This is a genomic window from Pallidibacillus pasinlerensis (assembly GCF_009996845.1).
Lineage (GTDB): Bacteria > Bacillota > Bacilli > Bacillales > Caldibacillaceae > Pallidibacillus > Pallidibacillus pasinlerensis.
This window is the reverse complement of the sequence record NZ_JAACYS010000030.1, coordinates 1-19,816: the sequence shown is the minus strand read 5'-3', so window position 1 is coordinate 19,816 and position 19,816 is coordinate 1. Positions and strand designations below refer to the sequence as shown.

Sequence of the window (19,816 nt, the reverse complement as noted above, 5' to 3'; positions counted from 1 at the left end):
GAGGTGATCGATTTGAAATTAATTGAGACAAAATTTAAAGATGCATTTTTAATCGAAGTTCCGGTCCATGGTGACCATCGTGGCTTTTTTATGGAAAGTTATAACAAAAATACTTTTGCGGAACATGGACTGAATATGGAATTTATTCAGGATAACCATGCCCTTTCACAACAAGTTGGTACATTAAGAGGACTGCATTATCAATTAAATCCATTTGCACAAACAAAATTAGTAAGAGCGACACGAGGCTCAATATACGATGTTATTGTTGATATCCGCAAAGGATCACCTACATACGGTCAGTGGCAAGGATTCACATTGTCAGCTGAAAATAAACTTCAATTACTCGTTCCAAGAGGGTTTGCCCATGGGTATTGTACATTGGAGGAAAATACAGAAGTTCAATATAAAGTAGATAATTGGTACGCACCCGAACATGATCGCGGTATTGCTTGGAACGATCCGACATTAAAGATTGATTGGCCAATTGATCATCCAATTTTATCGGCAAAAGATCAAAATCATCCAACACTTGAAAATGCAGAAAATAATTTTGAATGGGAGAATGTGTAATGAATATTTTTGTGACCGGTGGAGCAGGATTTATAGGTAGTAACTTTATCCATTATATGTTAGATAAATACCCAAATTATAAAATAATCAACTATGATTTATTAACGTATGCTGGAAATTTGGAAAACTTGAAAGACGTGGAAGACAATCCAAACTATGTCTTTGTTAAAGGTGACATTACGAATCGTGAATTAATTGACCATATAGTTAAAACTCACAATATTGATGTAATAGTCAACTTTGCAGCAGAGTCACATGTGGATCGCAGTATTACGCAACCAGATGTATTTGTGAAGACGAATGTATTAGGTACACAAGTATTGCTTGATGTAGCTAAGGAGAATAAAATAGAGAAATTTGTACAAATTTCAACCGACGAAGTTTACGGTACTCTCGGTGAAACAGGCTATTTTACTGAAGAAACACCACTAGCATCAAATAGTCCGTATTCTTCAAGTAAAGCAGGAGCAGATTTGCTCGTCCGTGCTTACCATGAAACATACGGTATGAATGTTAATATAACAAGATGTTCAAATAACTATGGTCCATATCAATTCCCTGAAAAATTAATCCCTTTAATGGTTACAAATGCAATGGAAGGAAAAGAACTTCCGATTTATGGAGACGGGAAAAATGTTCGTGATTGGTTACATGTAAAAGACCATAGTTCTGCAGTAGATCTTGTAATACATAAAGGAAAGCCTGGAGAAGTTTACAATATTGGTGGACATAATGAACGAACTAATAACGAAATCGTTCATTTAATAGTTGAAAAACTAGGTGCACCGAAAAGCTTAATTAAATATGTTGAAGATCGTCTAGGTCATGACCGTCGTTATGCGATTGATCCAACAAAGATAATGACAGAACTAGGGTGGAAACCAGAATATACATTTGATACTGGAATTGAAGAGACAATCCAATGGTATATTCAAAATCAAGACTGGTGGAAAAATATTAAAAACGGTAGTTATATAGAATATTATGAAAAACTATACGGTGATAAAATATGAAGGTCTTAGTGACGGGTGCAAAGGGACAATTAGGTACAGATCTCGTATCCCTTTTAAAAGAAAAACAATATGAAGTTTTTGGTTATAGTCGGGAACAACTAGATATTACAAACTTTGAACAAGTAGAAAAAGAAATCGAATCAATTCGCCCAGACATCATCATTCATTCAGCTGCACATACGAAGGTTGATTTGGCAGAAAGTGAACCAGATCAAGCTTATTTAATTAATGGATACGGGACGAGAAATGTGGCGGTTTGTGCAGAAAAAGTGGGGGCAAAATTAATTTATGTCAGTACAGATTATGTCTACGATGGGACGGCAACAGAGCCTGTGAATGAATTTACGCCAACCAATCCGCTTGGCGTATACGGGAAATCCAAACTAGCCGGTGAACAGTTTGTTCGAGAATTACACTCGAAGTTTTTCATCGTGAGAACTTCTTGGGTATATGGCCACCACGGGAATAATTTTGTGAAAACGATGGTAAAACTAGCAACGTCAGGAAAATCACTTAAAGTCGTTCATGACCAAGTTGGATGCCCGACATTTACAGTGGACCTAGCTAATACGATTATAGACTTAATGGTGACTGAAAAATATGGAACATACCACGTATCCAACTCAGGACATTGTTCTTGGTATGAGTTCGCTAAAGCGATTTTTGAAGAAGCGGGATTACAAAATGTAGACATTGCCCCTTGCACAACAGATGAATTCCCTAGACCTGCACCAAGACCTGCTTATTCTGTTTTTGATCATATGGCGTTACGATTAAATGGCTTTAAAGAAATGCGACATTGGCGTGAAGCTCTGCACGAATATTTCAATACTCACCCATAGTTGCAAAAAGTAGGGATAATTATCGTTTAGTTTGTTAGTGGAAAAGGAGTTTATTGCATGCAAATTAAGAAAGACCTCTTCAGAGTATTCAATTCAAACTTTATCAATATACTTGTCGGTATTGTTAATGGCTTTTTAGTCCCTGCTTTTTTATCTTTAGATCATTACGCCATGTTAAAAACTTTCGCCCTATATATTAGCTATGTTGGTATTTTGCATTTTGGTTTTGTTGATGGGTTGTTTATTAAGTACGGTGGAAAGGATTTAAATAAAGTTGATATTGGCAAGCTGAAAGGCGAGCGTAAATTTCTATTAATTTTTCAGTCAATTATTACGCTCGTTCCACTTGCATTCGGTATCCTTTTAGAAGATATCATCTTAATTGCTTTTTCACTTTCGATAATACCGATGAACATTCAGGCGTTATATCGTTACTTATATCAAGCTGTTGGCGAATTTGGTATTTATTCAAAAATTCTATTAGTAACGCCCAATGTCCTTCTTATATTAAATATATTCATTATTTTTGTATTAAAAATAGACCATTACCTACCTTTTGTTATTGCGAATATCATTAGTTACTTAACTATTTTTGTTATTTTAGAATCACAATTTTATAAGAAATATAAAGGCATTAAAGCAGTAATCGATTATAAAGAAATTGGCGGGCTATTTAAGGTCGGAATTTTTATTATGATTGGTAACTTATCAGCGAACCTCTTTTTTAATGCGGATCGTTGGTTTGTAAAATTTTCATTACCATCAAGTGACTTCGCATACTATTCATTCGCGATTTCCATGGTCTTGTTAATTACAAACTTAATGAACTCGGTAACAATGACACTTTATCCATACTTAGCCCAAGGTCAAAAAGCAGAAACGCTTCAACTCATGAAAAAGTATATTGTTTTAGTAGGAGCGTTCGCGGCAGGGGGTTACTTTGCCTTTGATTTTGTTGTATCAACCTTTATCGCTAAATATATCCCTTCCCTCGATATTATTGCGATTTTATTTGCGGGGTTCCCAGCGATGATTGTTATCAATGCCTTATATGTGAATCTTTACAAGGCCAATAAATTAGAAAGAACGTATGTATACACTGTCGTGATGATGTGTTTAATTTCAATTGCACTAAACGTTGTAGCAATCATATTCAACAAAAATACGTTATCCATCGCGCTTGCGACAACGATTGCTTATTACGTTTGGTATATTTATTCAACGAGACACTTCAAAGTATTAAAAGCTACCCCTAAGGAACTCATGTACTTAATATTATTCTTTAGTAGCTTTTACATAAGTACGAATTACTTTAATTGGCTATTTGGTTTTATTGTGTATTACATTGTAATTCTTGCAATCACTTTATTAACATATAAAAGGGAATTTTTCAGTCTCATCCAAAATCTCATTGGAAGAAAAAAGATGAGTAATGAATAACATTGCATAAATTTCAATATTAAGGATTTTTTAGTAATATATTTAAAAATAATCTCTGTAATATGGTAAAATTGGTATAAAAAAACGCAACCATATTCGAGCAAAAAATCTATAATACGACATACCATTTTGAAAGGAATGAATAATCTTCGATGGAGAAAAGAAAACTCTTTACTTTACTCATGACTGTTTTACTACTACTGAGTTCCTCTCTTCTAAATAGTAGACATGTTGGCCACGCAGATGAAAAAGTGGAATCTTTCGATGAAACTTCCAGTTATTATTTAATTCATTATGATGATGGTGAACAAGAAATTGTTTTAGATGAAAATACGTCTCTCCATTTACTTGGTTGGAATGATTCATCAACGGTAGATGCTAGAATTGATCTTCAATCTGATACAGGAACTGAATCAATTTTAACAACGTTAACAGTATCAGATATGTTAAATGAGCTACAAATAAGTAATCATTCTATTTTTTATAGAATTGTAGAATCAGATGTTTTCAATTATAAATTAGTAGATTCTATACAATTACAAGAGCAGGTTACTATTTTAGAAGAGAATGAAAATGGTACGTCAAAAGAAGAAATAAAATTAGTTGATACTTACGGAACAGTTTTTCAAGATCTAGGGCTCGTCTACTATTCTACGGATGAAAATTACAAGAAGTACGAAATTTCAAAAGAAGATTATGATGTTTTGAATAATGAAGTTGCGTCTATCAATCAAGTATCAAACAGTTCTGTACAGCTATTTTCAGCAGCGACTATAAGTTTACGAGAACAGGCTTCTGTAAGTTACTCAACTCATGTGCAAAGTTATGGCTGGCAAGATTTTGTGAAAGATGGTCAATTAAGTGGAACAACCGGCGAATCAAAACGTTTAGAAGCGATTAAAATCAAATTAGACAATGCGCCATATAGCGGTAATATTGTATACACAACCCATGTTCAAAGTTACGGTTGGTTAGACTCTGTCCAGAATGGTGAACTTTCTGGTACAACTGGTGAGAGTAAACGGTTGGAAGCAATTAAAATCAACTTAACTGGCGAGATGGCTAAACATTACGATGTGTACTACCGTGTTCATGCGCAAAGCTTTGGTTGGCTAGGTTGGGCGAAAAATGGTCAACCAGCTGGAACAGAAGGATTGGCAAAACGCTTAGAAGCGATTGAGATTGTCTTAGTGGACAAAGGTGGCAAAGCACCTGGTTCGACTGAAAATCCGTTCCTATCTACACCATCGGTCAGCTACTCAGCGCATGTTCAAACTTATGGCTGGTTAAACTTTGTAAAAGACGGCCAATTAAGTGGGACAACTGGCGAATCAAAACGTTTAGAAGCAATTAAAGTCAAATTAGAAAATTCGCCATACAGTGGTAATATTGTCTATACAACGCATGTGCAAAGTTATGGCTGGTTGAATGAGGTTGCCAACGGTGCCATTTCTGGTACAAGCGGTGAAAGTAAACGAGTGGAAGCCATTCAAATCAAACTAACTGGTGATATAGCTAACCATTATGATGTTTACTACCGCGTTCATGCGCAAAGCTTTGGCTGGTTAGGTTGGGCAAAAAATGGCATGAAGGCTGGATCCGAAGGCTTATCGAAGCGACTTGAGGCGATTGAAATTAAACTCGTTGAAAAAGGAAAAGGACCAGCAGTTGACAGTAATAAAGCTTTTAAATTAGCACCATCTAAAAAAACGTACTCTGTTTATTTAGATCCAGGACATGGTGGAAGTGACCCTGGAGCAGTAGCTGGTGGATTAAAGGAAGCGGATATCAACTTAGACATCGCTAAAAAAGTCGAGTCGTTATTGAAACAGCGTGGATATACAGTTTATATGTCGCGAACTGGGAATACTACGGTTGGATTATACGACCGTCCAGCAGAAGCAAACCGTTTAAATACAGATATTTTTGTTAGTATTCATACGAACTCAGGAAGTTCTTCAGCACGTGGAATCGAAAGTTATTATTACAAATATAAACCAGAGTATCCACCGAAAATAAACAAAGAGCTACATAATGATCCTGTTCGTGTAGCACAAAGTATAAAATTAGCAGAATCAGTTCAGAAACATATGATAAAAGGTACGGGTGCGCCTAATCGTGGAGTAAAAGGAGCGGCGTTTGCCGTTACTCGTGAATCAATTATGCCTGCGACTTTAATCGAGGTTGGTTTTATTAGTAATCCAAGTGAACGTAGCCAATTAGCAACAGATAGTTATCGTGCTAAAATAGCGAGAGGGATTGCTGATGGAATTGATGCGTACTTTAAAAGTCTTAATTAATTCATAGTTTTATAGAAAAGTATTATTTAAGTAAAGGATTAAGGAATGAAATATTTCCTTAGTCCTTTTCTACTTTTTCTATCTATTTTCCAGAAAGTGAAACTTCTTTAAATAGGAACTATGTTTTATAATTAAATCTGTGTTTTACTAAAAAAGGCTAAAAACTCACATTTTTTTACATTATTTTCATGATACTAGATTGCTAATATGGTAGACTAGTACTATCAAATATTTAGCAAGGGGGAAATGAATAGCCATATGTTAAGAAAGTTATCTATACTAATCCTAACAGTTCTTTTTTTAAGTACCTCATTACTCACAGATGTTAGTATAGGTTATGCAAAAGAGAATAATGTTGAAGCTGGGTTGGAAAATGTTGTAGAACAAAATTCAATTGAACCATTAACTGAAGAAGAAAAACCAGTTGATGAGAATGAAGCATTAATCCAGTCTCAGTTATCAACCGATGAAGATAACGAACAGGTTGTTACTTCGGAAGAAGAGAACGAAACAGAAAATGTGGAAGTTCAAAATGATGAATTCACAAATGTGGAAGAAATTGAGAATTCAGAAGTAACTGAAGAAGCAGCTGTACAAACTTTTTCGCTAATGAGTGCACAAGTAGCTCCTTCTGTTAGTTACCGAACTCATGTGCAATCATACGGATGGTTAGATTATGTCGCAGACGGTAAAATGAGTGGAACAGAAGGCGAAGCGAAACGGTTAGAAGCAATCAAGATTAAATTAGACAATGCTCCATATTCCGGTGGTATCGAATATCGTACCCATGTTCAAAGTTATGGTTGGCTTGGTTGGCAATCGAACGATAAGCTATCTGGCACAGAAGGCGAAGCAAAACGTCTTGAAGCGATTGAAATTAGATTAACAGGTGACATGGCCAAACATTATGATGTTTACTACCGAGTTCATGCGCAAAGCTATGGATGGCTCGATTGGGCAAAAAATGGCCAACCTGCCGGAACAGCTGGTCTTGCAAAACGTTTAGAAGCCATTCAAATCGTGTTAGTGGAAAAAGGTGGACAGGCTCCTGGTTCAACAAATAAACCGTATGTAACGAATGTATCTGTGAAATATTCGACTCATGTGCAATCATACGGATGGTTAGATTATGTCGCAGACGGTAAAATGAGTGGAACAGAAGGCGAAGCGAAACGGTTAGAAGCAATCAAGATTAAATTAGACAATGCCCCATATTCCGGTGGTATCGAATATCGTACCCATGTTCAAAGTTATGGTTGGCTTGGTTGGCAATCGAACGATAAGCTATCTGGCACAGAAGGCGAAGCGAAACGTTTAGAAGCGATTCAAATTAGGCTGACAGGTGACATGGCAAAACATTACGATGTTTACTACCGAGTTCATGCGCAAAGCTATGGTTGGCTCGATTGGGCAAAAAATGGCCAACCTGCCGGAACAGCTGGTCTTGCAAAACGTTTAGAAGCCATTCAAATCGTGTTAGTGGAAAAAGGTGGACAGGCTCCTGGTTCAACAAATAAACCGTATGTAACGAATGTATCTGTGAAATATTCGACACATGTGCAATCATACGGATGGTTAGATTATGTCGCTGACGGTAAAATGAGTGGAACAGAAGGCGAGGCGAAACGTTTAGAAGCAATCAAAATTAAAGTTGATAATGCCCCATATTCCGGTGGTATCGAATATCGTACCCATGTCCAAAGTTACGGTTGGCTTGGTTGGCAATCTAACGATAAGCTATCCGGAACAGAAGGCGAAGCGAAACGTTTAGAAGCGATTCAAATTAGGCTGACAGGTGACATGGCCAAACATTACGATGTTTACTACCGAGTTCATGCGCAAAGCTATGGTTGGCTTGGTTGGGCAAAAAATGGTGAGTCAGCCGGAACGGAAGGATTATCTAAACGATTAGAAGCAATTGAGATTGTTTTAGTTGAAAAAGGTGGTAAAGCACCTGGATCAACGAAAGATGCATATCTTTCAGAACCGTCAGTAGTCTATTCAACCCATGTTCAAGGTTATGGTTGGTTAACAACTGTTAATAACGGAAAAATAAGTGGTAAACCTGGTGAAGGTAAGCGAGTAGAAGCATTAAAGATTAGTTTAGAAAACTCGCCGTACGAAGGTAGTATTACTTATACAACCCATGTTCAAAAAGACGGTTGGCTAAACCCAGTTCAAAATGGAGCGATAAGTGGAACAACCGGTGAAGGTAAGCGAGTAGAAGCGGTACAAATTAATTTAACTGGTGATATTGCCAAACACTATGATATTTATTATCGGACTTACGTATCCGACTATGGCTGGTTAGGTTGGGCAAAAAATGGTATGAATGCAGGCTCCGAAGGACTTGCAAAGCCACTTGAAGCCATTGAGGTTAAGTTAGTTCCTAAAGGTAAAGGAAGCCCGGTGAATGAATCAGCTGCCTATTATAAAGGTGGTTTGTTTATTTCTTACTCAAACTTTAATTTTACTTTAGATGAAGCTGTAAATATGCAGATGAAAGTAAGTCCGCAAACGGATAAAAAGTTGGATGCATATGTTGATGCTGGGCAAGTTAATCTATATGGCTCAATCGCAGGATATGGTGTGAATTTAAGAACAGAACCAAAACTTGATAACCCTGATAATATCGCAGCTTATTTAGAACATGGTACAGAATTTATCGTGTTAGATAGAAACGTAACGGGTGATGCGTTCCAAGGAAGTACAACTTGGTTTAAAGTGATGTACGCCGATCAAATTTTATATGTTCATAGTAAACTAGCTAAAATTGATTACGGTGTTACAACAACAGCTGTTAAAGTTTATGAAGCACCAAATACAAACAGTTTTAATTATGCTTCCTTAAATCCAGCTACTATACTGACAATTTTAGAACTCGGAGAAGAATGGCATAAAGTCCAATATCCGAACAGCTGGAGACATGCTAAACCAGAAGAAGTGGCACAATATTTAAACCCAGAAAAATTCGCTTACGATGAAAAACAAAGACTACAATTTTTAGACCTTTCCAAACAAGTAAATGTTTCAGTAGAGGTATTAAATAAATATCTCGAAGGTAAAGGAGTACTTGAAGGAAAAGGTGAAGTGTTCTTAGAAGCGAGTAAATATGGAAAAGGTATGAACGTTGTGTACTTAGTTGCTCACTCATTACTTGAAACAGGAAACGGTACTTCAGCACTAGCAAATGGTATCGAATATGCGGATACAGGTGTTACTGTTTACAATATGTATGGTATTGGAGCAAGAGACAGTAATCCGAATGGTCTAGGTGCACAAAGAGCTTACGAAAAAGGCTGGTTCTCTGTGGAGGAAGCGATTGTTGGTGGTGCAAAGTGGATTTACGATAACTATATTAACGCAGGACAAAATTCACTATATAAAATGCGTTGGAATCCAGAAGCGATGCAAAAATTAAATCGCGCAAGCCATCAATACGCGACAGATATTGGTTGGGCGTACAAACAAATTAATCGTTTATACGGCATCATGAACGAAATTTATCAATCTAGCCCATATGAAATCCACTTAGAAATTCCGATTTATAAAAAATAATATCCAAATTAAAATTAGGTAGTACGGCTTTTATGCTGTACTACCTTTTTTGGTACGGGACGGGTTCGGTGTCCCAATAGTGTGGGTGGTGGGACATGGGGACAGGTCCAGTGTCCCTATTCTGAAATAGCAATATAGGTATTTGTCTAACTGTACCATCGAAACAAGGTTGTTTGCCACAACATAATAGTCATTTAAATGGAAATGTTAATAATATATGAAGAAACGCCAATCTCGGCTAAAAACACGGGTAAAATGAATATCATAAGATTTATTAAAACATATATTATGATATAATTTTATTAGCTTAATAATCCATCCAAAATATAGTAATAATTAAAGAAAGAAGGATAGATCATGAAAATAACTGTCGCAGGAACAGGTTATGTTGGACTATCAAATGCAGTATTACTTGCTCAAAATCATGAAGTGGTCGCTGTCGATATTGTCCAAGAAAAAGTAGATATGATTAACAACCGTAGATCTCCAATAGTGGATAATGAAATTGAAGAATTTTTAGCAACGAAAAAATTAAATTTAACAGCAACAACTGATAAACTACAAGGATATAAAGGTGCAGAACTAGTTGTTATTGCAACACCGACAAACTATGATCCAATAACAAATTACTTTAACACTACATCCGTTGAAGATGTTATTGAAACGGTTTTAAAAATAAATCCAAATGCAATTATGCTTATTAAATCGACGGTTCCTGTTGGTTATACGGAACGGGTTAAAGAACAGTTTAAAACCGATAATATTATTTTCTCACCGGAATTTTTACGGGAAGGAAAGGCTCTATATGATAACTTATATCCATCCCGCATTATTATCGGTGAACGTTCTGATCGGGCGGAGAAAATTGCCAACTTGTTTGTAGAAGGGGCGATGAAAGAGGATATTCCTGTTTTGTTCACTGATTCAACAGAAGCGGAAGCGATTAAATTATTTGCTAATACGTATTTAGCTTTACGTGTTTCTTTCTTTAATGAACTCGATACATTTGCGGAAGTACGGGGCTTAGATACAAAGCAGATCATTGAAGGTGTCGGATTAGACCCACGTATTGGCACCCATTACAATAACCCATCATTCGGCTATGGCGGTTATTGCTTACCGAAAGATACGAAACAGTTGCTTGCAAATTATGAAAACGTACCGAACAACTTAATTCAAGCGGTAGTCGATTCGAATACAACACGGAAAGAACATATTGCACAAATGATCCTGAAGCGGAAACCGAAAGTTGTTGGTATTTACCGGTTAACGATGAAGACAGGTTCGGATAACTTCCGTGAATCGGCTATTCAAGATGTGATGAAGACATTAAAAGGCGAAGGTGTCGAGGTTATCATTTACGAACCAACTTTGACTGAGGGTACGTTCTACAACAATAAAGTCGTTAATGACTTTGAAGCGTTCATAAAACAAGCAGATGTCATCGTTGCGAACAGAATGTCAGAAGAATTGCAGGAAGTCGCGGATAAAGTATATACAAGAGATATTTACAGTAGAGATTAAAATGGCAAGGGGACGGGTCCAGTGTTTCTATTTTGAAATAGAATCGCTGGGCCCGTTTTTGGTACAGGGGGACAGGTTCGGTGTCCCATTTTTTACTGTATGTGATGTAGGAGGTTGGCTCACTGTTTCATTCAGTATGAACAGTATGAAATCTAATGTTTTGTGCCACATCTATATGAAATATTAATTATCGCTAGTGAAAATGATTATTTCAACAGTGAAATGAAAAATATCATTAGTGAAACTAGTTTTATCGCCAGTGACAACAAATATATCATCAGTGAAAACCAGTATAGCGATAGTGAGGTGAAATATAGCCGTAGTGCTGCGTATTTTATCCATGTTTAGATTCGATACATGTAGCAGATCTTGATTTAAACATGGTGAAATCTGTATTATCCGTAGTAAAAAGTGTTAAATCCGTAACAAAAACCCTAAATCTGCAGTATATCCCCATTATATCTATCTATAGTAACTCTATCATATCTCTCGCTTAGAGTGGTACAAGGGGTCTGCCCCCGTGTATCACCTGCAAGGGGACGGGGGCGGTGTTTAGTTTTAAGGTGGGACGAGGGACCCGTCCCGGTGTCCCACACCGGTGTCCCACAGGTCCCGGTGTCCCACAGGTGTTTCGTATTAAGGGTTGGGACAAGGGACCCGTCCCCCTGTCCCATTCCCCCTGTCCCATTCCCCTGTCCCATTGCCCCTGTCCCATTAATGCTCGTGGCTATAGTAAAATAAGAGAACGAGTGTGATCGCCAAGTATACACTTACGGCTGGTGCGAATAACACGTGTCCAGCGAGAAAGGCGATGCCCAGGCCGAGTCCTGCCGAAACTAACAATAATATATGATCCGTCCCAAAAAACGCTCCAACGTTTCTAAATAACAGCCTTAACACCCGCCAAAAAATATAAAACAGCGGTAAACAAATAACTAAAAAGCCTAATAAACCATATGCAAAGAACAAATCTAAAAAGTCCATCTCGATCAGCTTCGGTTCACCCGTATAATACCCCGCATATCCGAGCCCAAACAACTTATTAAACAATCCGGCATCCGCATAATCTTCAAGTACCGGCTTAATGTATAAATTTCTTTTACTTAATAAAATCGTAAGTAATTTTGAATCTAAAAAGGATGCTTGCTCAGCCTCAGCTACTTTCTCTTCAATAACAACTGGTTCTTCCTTTTGTACTGCTTCATTGACTGTTGTGTATTCGTCTTTCATGTTACTATATGTAGGAGTAAGTGGTGTAACAGCAAAGAAGATAATAGCAAGAACAAGGTTACACAATAACACGTTTTTAGCAGAAGAGTTCACATTCGCAGCCCTTCGCTGTAAAATCCAATATAAAAGATTACAAATAAGTGATAAAATGATAGTAATTGTTACAGCTAGATAACTTACTTTCGTTCCGATAATTAACGCTGATACAGCCAATAACAATGTCGGAACCCAGAAAACAATATCTTTTAATTGCCTCGTTTTTAAAATGGCATAAATTAAAACTAAAGGAAAAGCAATGGCTACAATCGCCCCGATTTCATTGCCGGCGAAAAACCAACCGATATAACCGATCTTCGGATAGCCCGGCTTGTAAGTTAACTTGGCGGTATTCGTTAAAACAGCTATAATAATCGACAGACCAACGAGTACCATGGCGATTGAAACGGAAGAAAGTAAATACTTCTTAATGTCAGCCAATTTTGAACCTGGCAAAAATAAAAGTAGAATCGTACAAATCATAACAGGAAAATAAATCGTTTTAATTAAAAATTGCATTTCCGAGAATAAGTAAAACTCAGGCTTTGTAAAAAAGTTCACGACAAAACCAATACCTAATATAATAAAGAGAAATGCTAAATAGGTTATAATATATTTTTTCCAAGGATGATTATTTCCGAAACATATATAGATTAATGAAATCGCGAGAAATAGAACGCGAACGATAATTCCAACTGTAATATTTAATCCAAAATAAACGATTGAAAAATAAGTAAGCATATCTAAAATGGGTTGACTAATGACAAACCATTTGAAGATGTCGATAAATTTTTGTTGCTTTACATCTATGACCATAGTTGTGCCTCCAAAAAGATTTTCGAAGTAAAAGCTGACATATGTTTAAAATTTACATTATTTTATTTATAATGTCTATATAGAAAACATCTTTCAACCTAGATTAGTAATAAGTATGCCATAATTTGGTTTATGTATAAGTGACAATAAGTATGGATATTTATTGTTTATAATAGATGAATGAGTTTGAATACATAGCAGAAGATAAAAACTTCGCATATACATATAGATCTTGAGTGGTTAGATCGATTGTTAAAGCAACCTCCAAGGTTAAAGAGGATGTTCAGATAACCTCAAGCTTAATAGTCAATAGAAAATAGAGGGAAGGTTGACAAAATGAAGATACTCCATTTAAATTCAGGAAACGAGACTGGGGGAGGTATGTTTCATATTCTTTCTCTACTAAAACAGTTGAAAAATAGTGTAAACGTTACACTAGGTGTCTTCCATGATGAAGTAATGGCAGCCAAGGCCAGAAGTCTCGGAATTAATGTAAAAGTGTTTAAACAACATTCTCAGTTTGATTTAACAGTCGCAAAAGAAATAAAAGAATACATACAAGATCATAATATTGATATTCTTCATTCCCACGGTGCTCGGGCAAATTTTATTTCACTTTTTGTTAAGCCGAGGAAAAATTTTAAGTGGTATTTGACTGTACATAGTAACCCCCTTGATGACTTTATAAATCAAGGAATTAAAGGTAAAGTTTTCACAAAGCTTAATATTAGGGCGATCAAATCAGCCGATCAAGTTATCGCCATTTCTGAGCGTTTTAAAAATGATCTCATCCAATTAGGTGTGAACGGGCAAAAAATTGATACAATCTTAAATGGGATTGATTTTAATATTAAGCCGAAAACACGATACAATCGCGAAATGTTAGATTTAAAAGAAGACGATTTTGTTATTATTATGATTGCGCGACTAGAACCGGTGAAAGACCATGAAACGGCATTTAGAGGTTTAAAAGAGGCGTTATCAAAGGAGGGTAATATTAAGCTTCTATTAGTGGGCGATGGCTCTCGATATGAAGAACTGCAAAATGTAGCGGAAGAGATGGGTTTGTCCGAAAACGTATTATTTTTAGGTCAACGGAATGATGTAACGGAACTATTAACAATTGGCGATATTACAATTTTGACTTCATTAAGCGAGAGTTTTCCATTAGTATTACTAGAATCAGCGCGCGCGAAAAAACCAGTCATTACGACGGATGTTGGTGGAGTAAAGTCGCTAATCCCTAATGAAGATTATGGCTATATCATAAATGTTGGCGATGCAGATCAATTAGCAGAAAGAATCCTGAATTACTACGAAATGAAAGAAAATGGAAAGATCGAGGAAAGAGGAGAATTGCTATATCAACATGCAAGCGAAAACTTTTCCGAAGAAGCTTTTGCGCAAAGTGTGTTAAATATTTATAAAAAATATACAAGGTAAAAAAATAAGTCCCCGAGTAAGAAGTGTTACAAATTCTTACGTCGGGGACTCTTTTATTGAAGGCGCACATCCATCTTCCACTATCCTTTAAAAACATCTAAAGCAAGTCTAGCCGTCTCAATTGCTTCAGCTTTTAAAGGCTTAATCTTTTCCGATAACATCGCAGACTGATTTTCCAAATCGGCAATTAAAGAAAAGACGAGGTCAGTAAGTGTATCTGCATTCCAACCTGGTTTACTTACGTGACCTGCAATGGGCTGGTCTACAATTGATGCAAAGGAGTCGACTTTCGGATCGTACGACAACGCCACGAACGGAGTCGCTGTAATCGCAGAAAAAATTAAGGCGTGAAGCCGCATTCCGATTAATAGATCCGATTCACCGATAATCGATATTTTCTCACCCATTGATAAATCTCCAGGTGCAACGATACTTTTCTCTTTCATGAGCGCGGCAACCGACTCGGATGTTTTCACATCTTGTTCATCATGCATCGGGACGAAAACGATTGAGTTTCCTTGTTCGGCAATTTTATCTAAAGCTTCGGCAATTAAAGTCTTAAAATTGTATTTACTAATCCAATCACGTAGAGAAACGGTAATGATAAGTCCAGATAAGTCTTGTTTCTTTAACCAATCGTTTGTAAAAACGGAGCCATCCAAACATAATACCGGGTCAGGGACGATGTGAATGTCTTTTTTAACGCCGATTTCCTGTAACAGCCTTTTAGAACCTTTATCACGGACGGTAATGCCGGCTGCTTTATTTAATGTCGAGCGGACAAATACTCGACTAAGGGATTTATGAATGGGTCCGATTCCCTGTGCGTAAATGAATACGGGAAGTTTTAACATCATCGCTGTTTGCATAATGCCTGTGTAATAGGGAATCGACTTCATACTCGTTGCATCTTGAAGTAAACTACCGCCACCGCTAATAAGACCGTCTGCAGATTTAAGTGCCGTATGAATCTCTTTCCAATTCCAGCGATTCACTGCATCGACATTATAAGTCTTTCTCGTATATTCTGGGTTGTTTGATAAAACGGTCAATTGAATGTCCGAATCCAACCGGCGTAAACTTTCGATAATAGAGTATAAGATTGCCTCATCCCCGATATTGTCAAAACCGTAATATCCGGATAGAACAAGATGCATGTAAAAGCCTCCTCACTAAAAAGCATGAAATGGCAATAACGCTATATTAACTGGACTAATTTCATTTCCGCCTTTTAATCACGTTCTTTAATTCATTTTTGCCAATTTCTTTATATAAAAATAACTGTAAAAAGTAAAGTACGACACCAAGAGCGATGGCTACACAAACATAACCGAGTGCTTGAAGCCTGCTCCATGTTGCAAAATCAATAAATAAAGTAGGAAATCCGATTACTACTCCCATTATAATAGAAGAAACGAGGATTTTAACGGTTCGTTTATTAAAAAGAGTAAATTGTATATGTTTTTTAATATAAAAACTATTGATGATAAATAAAATTACGTAAACAACAAGTGTACTTAAAGCCGCACCATCTAAACCTAACATCCGGATAAACAAAACATTAAAGACCGTTTTTAAAAGTACACCGAAAATAATGAACAAAGCGGCAACTTTTGCAAGATCCATTCCTTGTAAAATACCTGTCCCTAATAAAACAAGGGAAGTAAAAACGGAACTGAATCCGATAATCGCAAGCACACTGCTACCTTCTAAATTTGTAAATAGGCCAAGGTTAACCGGTAATGTTAACGCAAGTAGCCCGAACGATGCTGGCCAGGATATAAGATACGTCATGTAATGAGTTCTTTCGATGATTGACCTTGTCCCGATTAAGTCCTTTTCCGCCATCTTCCTCGTCATAAGTGGAATGAGTGGAAGTACAATCGATGAAGCAAAGACAGTTGCGATTTGGACCATTGTCGTTCCGCGGCTATATATACCGAACAAGTAATGAATTTCACTTAAGTCAATGCCAGCTTGACGCAATCCGAAGGGCACCGTAACCGAATCAACGAAATTTAACAAAGCCATCGTAATGGAGCCAATTGCAATTGGAATCGATAATTTTAAAATTTTCCCACTCCACACTTTAAATGTCGTGAATGTAAATTTCTTACTTTTCACCACTTTAAACGGCGAACGATGGTAAAGAACAAGTAAATATATTAATGAAGCTAGAGCACCGAATACTGAGCCGACCATGACGCCACCGGAAATCACTTCCGTACTCGCGTTTATCGATACTAAATAGTAAGCCATAAGTAAAATTAACGTAACTCGAACAAGCTGTTCAATTACCTGAGATGTTCCCGTCGGTCGCATATCGTCAAACCCTTGGAAATAACCCCGATAAACGGCCATATATGGTGCAACGAGTAAAGTGGCTGCAACGATAATTAAAGCAGTTTGCACTTGCGGACCACCGAGCATGTTTGCAATGGGGTCAGAAAATACATAAATAAATGAAAAACTAGTCAATCCAAATAATACGGCAAGAATACTTGCGGTTATATAGATCGCCCGAATGTTCGATTCATTTTCCGTTGCCCTCGCTTCAGCAATTAACTTTGAGATAGCCGTAGGAATTCCAGCTACAGACAATATAAGGGCTACCAGGTAAACCGGGTACACAATACTAAAAATCCCCAGTACTTCATCCCCGGCAATGTTTTGGAGCGGTATGCGGAACAAACTCCCTAAAGCCTTCGAAAGTAACGTAGCGATCGTAAGGATGAGCGTACTTTTCACAAAGGTGGACTGATTCATTTAGATGCTCCTTTAATTTTCGTTAACGACGTTCCCCTACAGGAACTTGATTTTCTAATAATTTCACAAAACCATCCTATATATGTAAAAATCAATCAGCTAATCATCAACATTTATATGAAGAAAAGCGTCCAAAAACGATTCCCACTTTTTCTCTCAATACAAAATAATATACCATAAATCTGTTATCGGGAATAGTGAAGAAGAAGCACGAATTCGATGAAAAACGAGATTCCAGACAGATCACTTTCCTAATACCGAACGATAAAGAAAAAATTGTCTTACTTCTTCAAATAAACATCTCCATTTATTACTTAATGCTCAAAAATAGGTAAAAATGTAAAATTTTGTAACAACATGTTGAGAAATAATGTAAAATTTACTTATGAGAAAAAATTAGAAAAGGAAGGTAAAACACCATTGAATAAGAAAAAACATATTTTTACATTTTTTCTTTCCGTTATATTCTTTACATATTGGTTGTTTCCAGCGGGAGAATCATCGGCTACTACATTAAAAGATATACCGCCCCAATATGAAACGGAATTGAACTATTTAATCTCAAAAGGAATTATTACCGGATATCCCGGGGGAGAATTTAGACCGAATCAACCTGTAACAAGGGCACAAGCGGCAACGATGGTTGGACGAGCTTTAGAGCTTGACGGAACAAACCGTCAAACACCATTTACTGATGTCGCATTGGGTTACTTTGCTTCCGGTTATATTACATCCGCTTATGAAAAGGGGATTATTTTAGGTGATGGAAAAGGTAATTTTCGTCCGGAAGGTCAATTGACTCGGCTTGAGATGGCGTATATTATTGTCCGAGCGTTTAATTTAAATGACGTTTCTTCCGTTAATTATGTGGACATGCCTGCAAACGCGGAGCAATCTGCAGCTATTAATAAAGTAACAACAGCAGGAATTACAAATGGGGCTCCAGGGAATTTATTCAAACCGAATAACTCCATTACGCGAGTTGAATTTTCATTAATGCTTGCCCGGGCTCTCAATGATGACTTTAAAGTGAACAAAGAACCTAAAGAGACTGATAAATCTGAGCAACCTAAAGTACCTCAACAGCCGGAACAATCAACCCCTTCAACAGCGGTAACAAAAGTAGTTACAGCTAGTTTTTTAAATGTCCGTTCAGGTCCAGGTACGAATTATAATGTGGTTACAGTGTTAAAAAACGGTACTGAGGTACAAGTAACTGGGAAAACTGGAAACTGGTATTCCATAAATTTAAATGGGAAAATAGCATATGTTAGCGCAAACTATATTGCTGATAAACCGGTGCAAAAGGAACCCGTTCAGAATGAGCCACCAGCTCAGAATAAACCTCCCGTTCAAAATGGAAATGAAAGAATTATCGCCGTGGATGCTGGGCATGGCGACCATGATCCTGGTGCCGTTGGTAACGGTTTAGAGGAAAAAGATATTACATTAGATGTAGCTAAACGTTTGGAACGATATTTAACAAACGGTGGTTACAAGGTCATCATGACGAGATCAGATGACACATTTGTTGAATTGGATGATCGAGTGAAATTTGCCGAAGATAATGGTGCCGATATATTTATTAGTATCCATGTTAATTCCTTTGACAAAACATCCGCAAACGGAACGGAAACCTACTATTATAATGGAGGAAGCAAAACTACAGAAAGTAAACAACTAGCAACCTTTATGCAAACACGACTTGTTGAAGCATTAGAAACAAGAGATCGTGGTGTAAAGACAGCGGGGTATCGTGTAATAAAAGCAAATCCAAGACCTGCAACATTGGTTGAACTTGCCTTTATTTCAAATAGTAGTGATGCAGAAAAACTAGGTTCAGAGACATACCGTGACAAAGCAGCATATGCCTTGTACTTAGGTGTTCAGGATTATTACAAATGGCTTGATAAGTAAACTTTTTAAGAATTATAATTAATTAAAAAAATAGAAAGTAAGCATTTAGATTATTGTGACATATTTTTGAAATAGACAAAAATACTTGAATTTTAGGTAAATAGATGTGATAATATTTTTCAGATGAAATAGTAGTAACAATAATTACCAACAAATACTTTATTTTCCAGGAAAACGGTTGACTTCGGAAACCGTTTTTAATAGAATTGTATTTGTATAAGGTAATGTGTTTTGTTATCTATTATTTACGGGAACTATGGAAACATAACTTGCATAGTTTAAAAGACAAGTAGTTTCCAAGATAATATATATTAATGTTCAATAGGGAGGAAACATTAAATGGCTAACAAGAAAAAAG

General features: G+C 36.7%; 13 protein-coding genes. 10 read left to right on the top strand and 3 right to left on the bottom strand.

The window, feature by feature from the left end; translation table 11 throughout:
* Positions 1-12 precede the first annotated feature (12 nt).
* From rfbC to GW534_RS07925, 8 genes are all read left to right on the top strand, one after another.
* Positions 13-573 (top strand): dTDP-4-dehydrorhamnose 3,5-epimerase, encoded by a 561-nt coding sequence (rfbC, locus tag GW534_RS07960; protein ID WP_161920515.1) that lies wholly within the window; start codon positions 13-15, stop codon positions 571-573.
* Positions 573-1,586, top strand: coding sequence for a dTDP-glucose 4,6-dehydratase (gene rfbB, locus GW534_RS07955; RefSeq protein WP_161920514.1), 1,014 nt, complete (start codon positions 573-575; stop codon positions 1,584-1,586). Before rfbC ends, rfbB begins: the two co-directional genes overlap by 1 nt.
* Positions 1,583-2,428, top strand: coding sequence for a dTDP-4-dehydrorhamnose reductase (rfbD, locus tag GW534_RS07950; protein WP_161920513.1), 846 nt, complete (start codon positions 1,583-1,585; stop codon positions 2,426-2,428). The genes rfbB and rfbD overlap by 4 nt, the downstream gene beginning before the upstream one ends.
* 57 nt (positions 2,429-2,485) lie before the next feature.
* Positions 2,486-3,868 (top strand): oligosaccharide flippase family protein, encoded by a 1,383-nt coding sequence (locus tag GW534_RS07945; RefSeq protein WP_161920512.1) that lies wholly within the window; start codon positions 2,486-2,488, stop codon positions 3,866-3,868.
* Positions 3,869-4,050: 182 nt separating this feature from the next.
* A complete protein-coding gene (locus tag GW534_RS07940; RefSeq protein WP_161920511.1) occupies positions 4,051-6,168 on the top strand; it encodes an N-acetylmuramoyl-L-alanine amidase in 2,118 nt (705 codons plus the stop codon).
* Positions 6,169-6,426: 258 nt separating this feature from the next.
* Entirely contained in the window at positions 6,427-9,726 is a 3,300-nt protein-coding gene (locus GW534_RS07935; RefSeq protein WP_161920510.1) for a glucosaminidase domain-containing protein, read from the top strand.
* Positions 9,727-10,083: 357 nt separating this feature from the next.
* The gene (locus GW534_RS07930; RefSeq protein ID WP_161920509.1) at positions 10,084-11,250 is read left to right on the top strand and encodes a nucleotide sugar dehydrogenase; all 1,167 of its coding nucleotides are present in this window, start codon (positions 10,084-10,086) and stop codon (positions 11,248-11,250) included.
* 162 nt (positions 11,251-11,412) lie between these two features.
* The gene (locus GW534_RS07925) at positions 11,413-11,598 is read left to right on the top strand and encodes a hypothetical protein (RefSeq protein WP_161920508.1); all 186 of its coding nucleotides are present in this window, start codon (positions 11,413-11,415) and stop codon (positions 11,596-11,598) included.
* A 366-nt stretch (positions 11,599-11,964) separates the two neighbouring features.
* Here the strand turns inward: GW534_RS07925 and GW534_RS07920 are convergent, their stop codons facing one another.
* Positions 11,965-13,332 carry an O-antigen ligase family protein gene (locus GW534_RS07920; protein WP_161920507.1) on the bottom strand — a complete coding sequence of 456 codons (1,368 nt, stop codon included), beginning with the start codon at positions 13,330-13,332 and terminating at the stop codon, positions 11,965-11,967.
* Positions 13,333-13,713: 381 nt separating this feature from the next.
* Between GW534_RS07920 and GW534_RS07915 the strand changes: the two genes are divergently transcribed.
* Positions 13,714-14,775: a glycosyltransferase family 4 protein gene (locus tag GW534_RS07915; protein ID WP_161920506.1), complete on the top strand. Its 1,062-nt coding sequence runs from the start codon at positions 13,714-13,716 to the stop codon at positions 14,773-14,775.
* A gap of 80 nt (positions 14,776-14,855) precedes the next feature.
* Here the strand turns inward: GW534_RS07915 and csaB are convergent, their stop codons facing one another.
* The gene (gene csaB / locus GW534_RS07910; RefSeq protein WP_161920505.1) at positions 14,856-15,932 is read right to left on the bottom strand and encodes a polysaccharide pyruvyl transferase CsaB; all 1,077 of its coding nucleotides are present in this window, start codon (positions 15,930-15,932) and stop codon (positions 14,856-14,858) included.
* Between the two features lie 61 nt (positions 15,933-15,993).
* A complete protein-coding gene (locus GW534_RS07905; RefSeq protein WP_161920504.1) occupies positions 15,994-17,541 on the bottom strand; it encodes a putative polysaccharide biosynthesis protein in 1,548 nt (515 codons plus the stop codon).
* A gap of 357 nt (positions 17,542-17,898) precedes the next feature.
* On the opposite strand from GW534_RS07905, the gene GW534_RS07900 reads away from it, so the two are divergent.
* Positions 17,899-19,458 (top strand): N-acetylmuramoyl-L-alanine amidase, encoded by a 1,560-nt coding sequence (locus tag GW534_RS07900; protein ID WP_210253470.1) that lies wholly within the window; start codon positions 17,899-17,901, stop codon positions 19,456-19,458.
* Positions 19,459-19,816 lie beyond the last annotated feature (358 nt).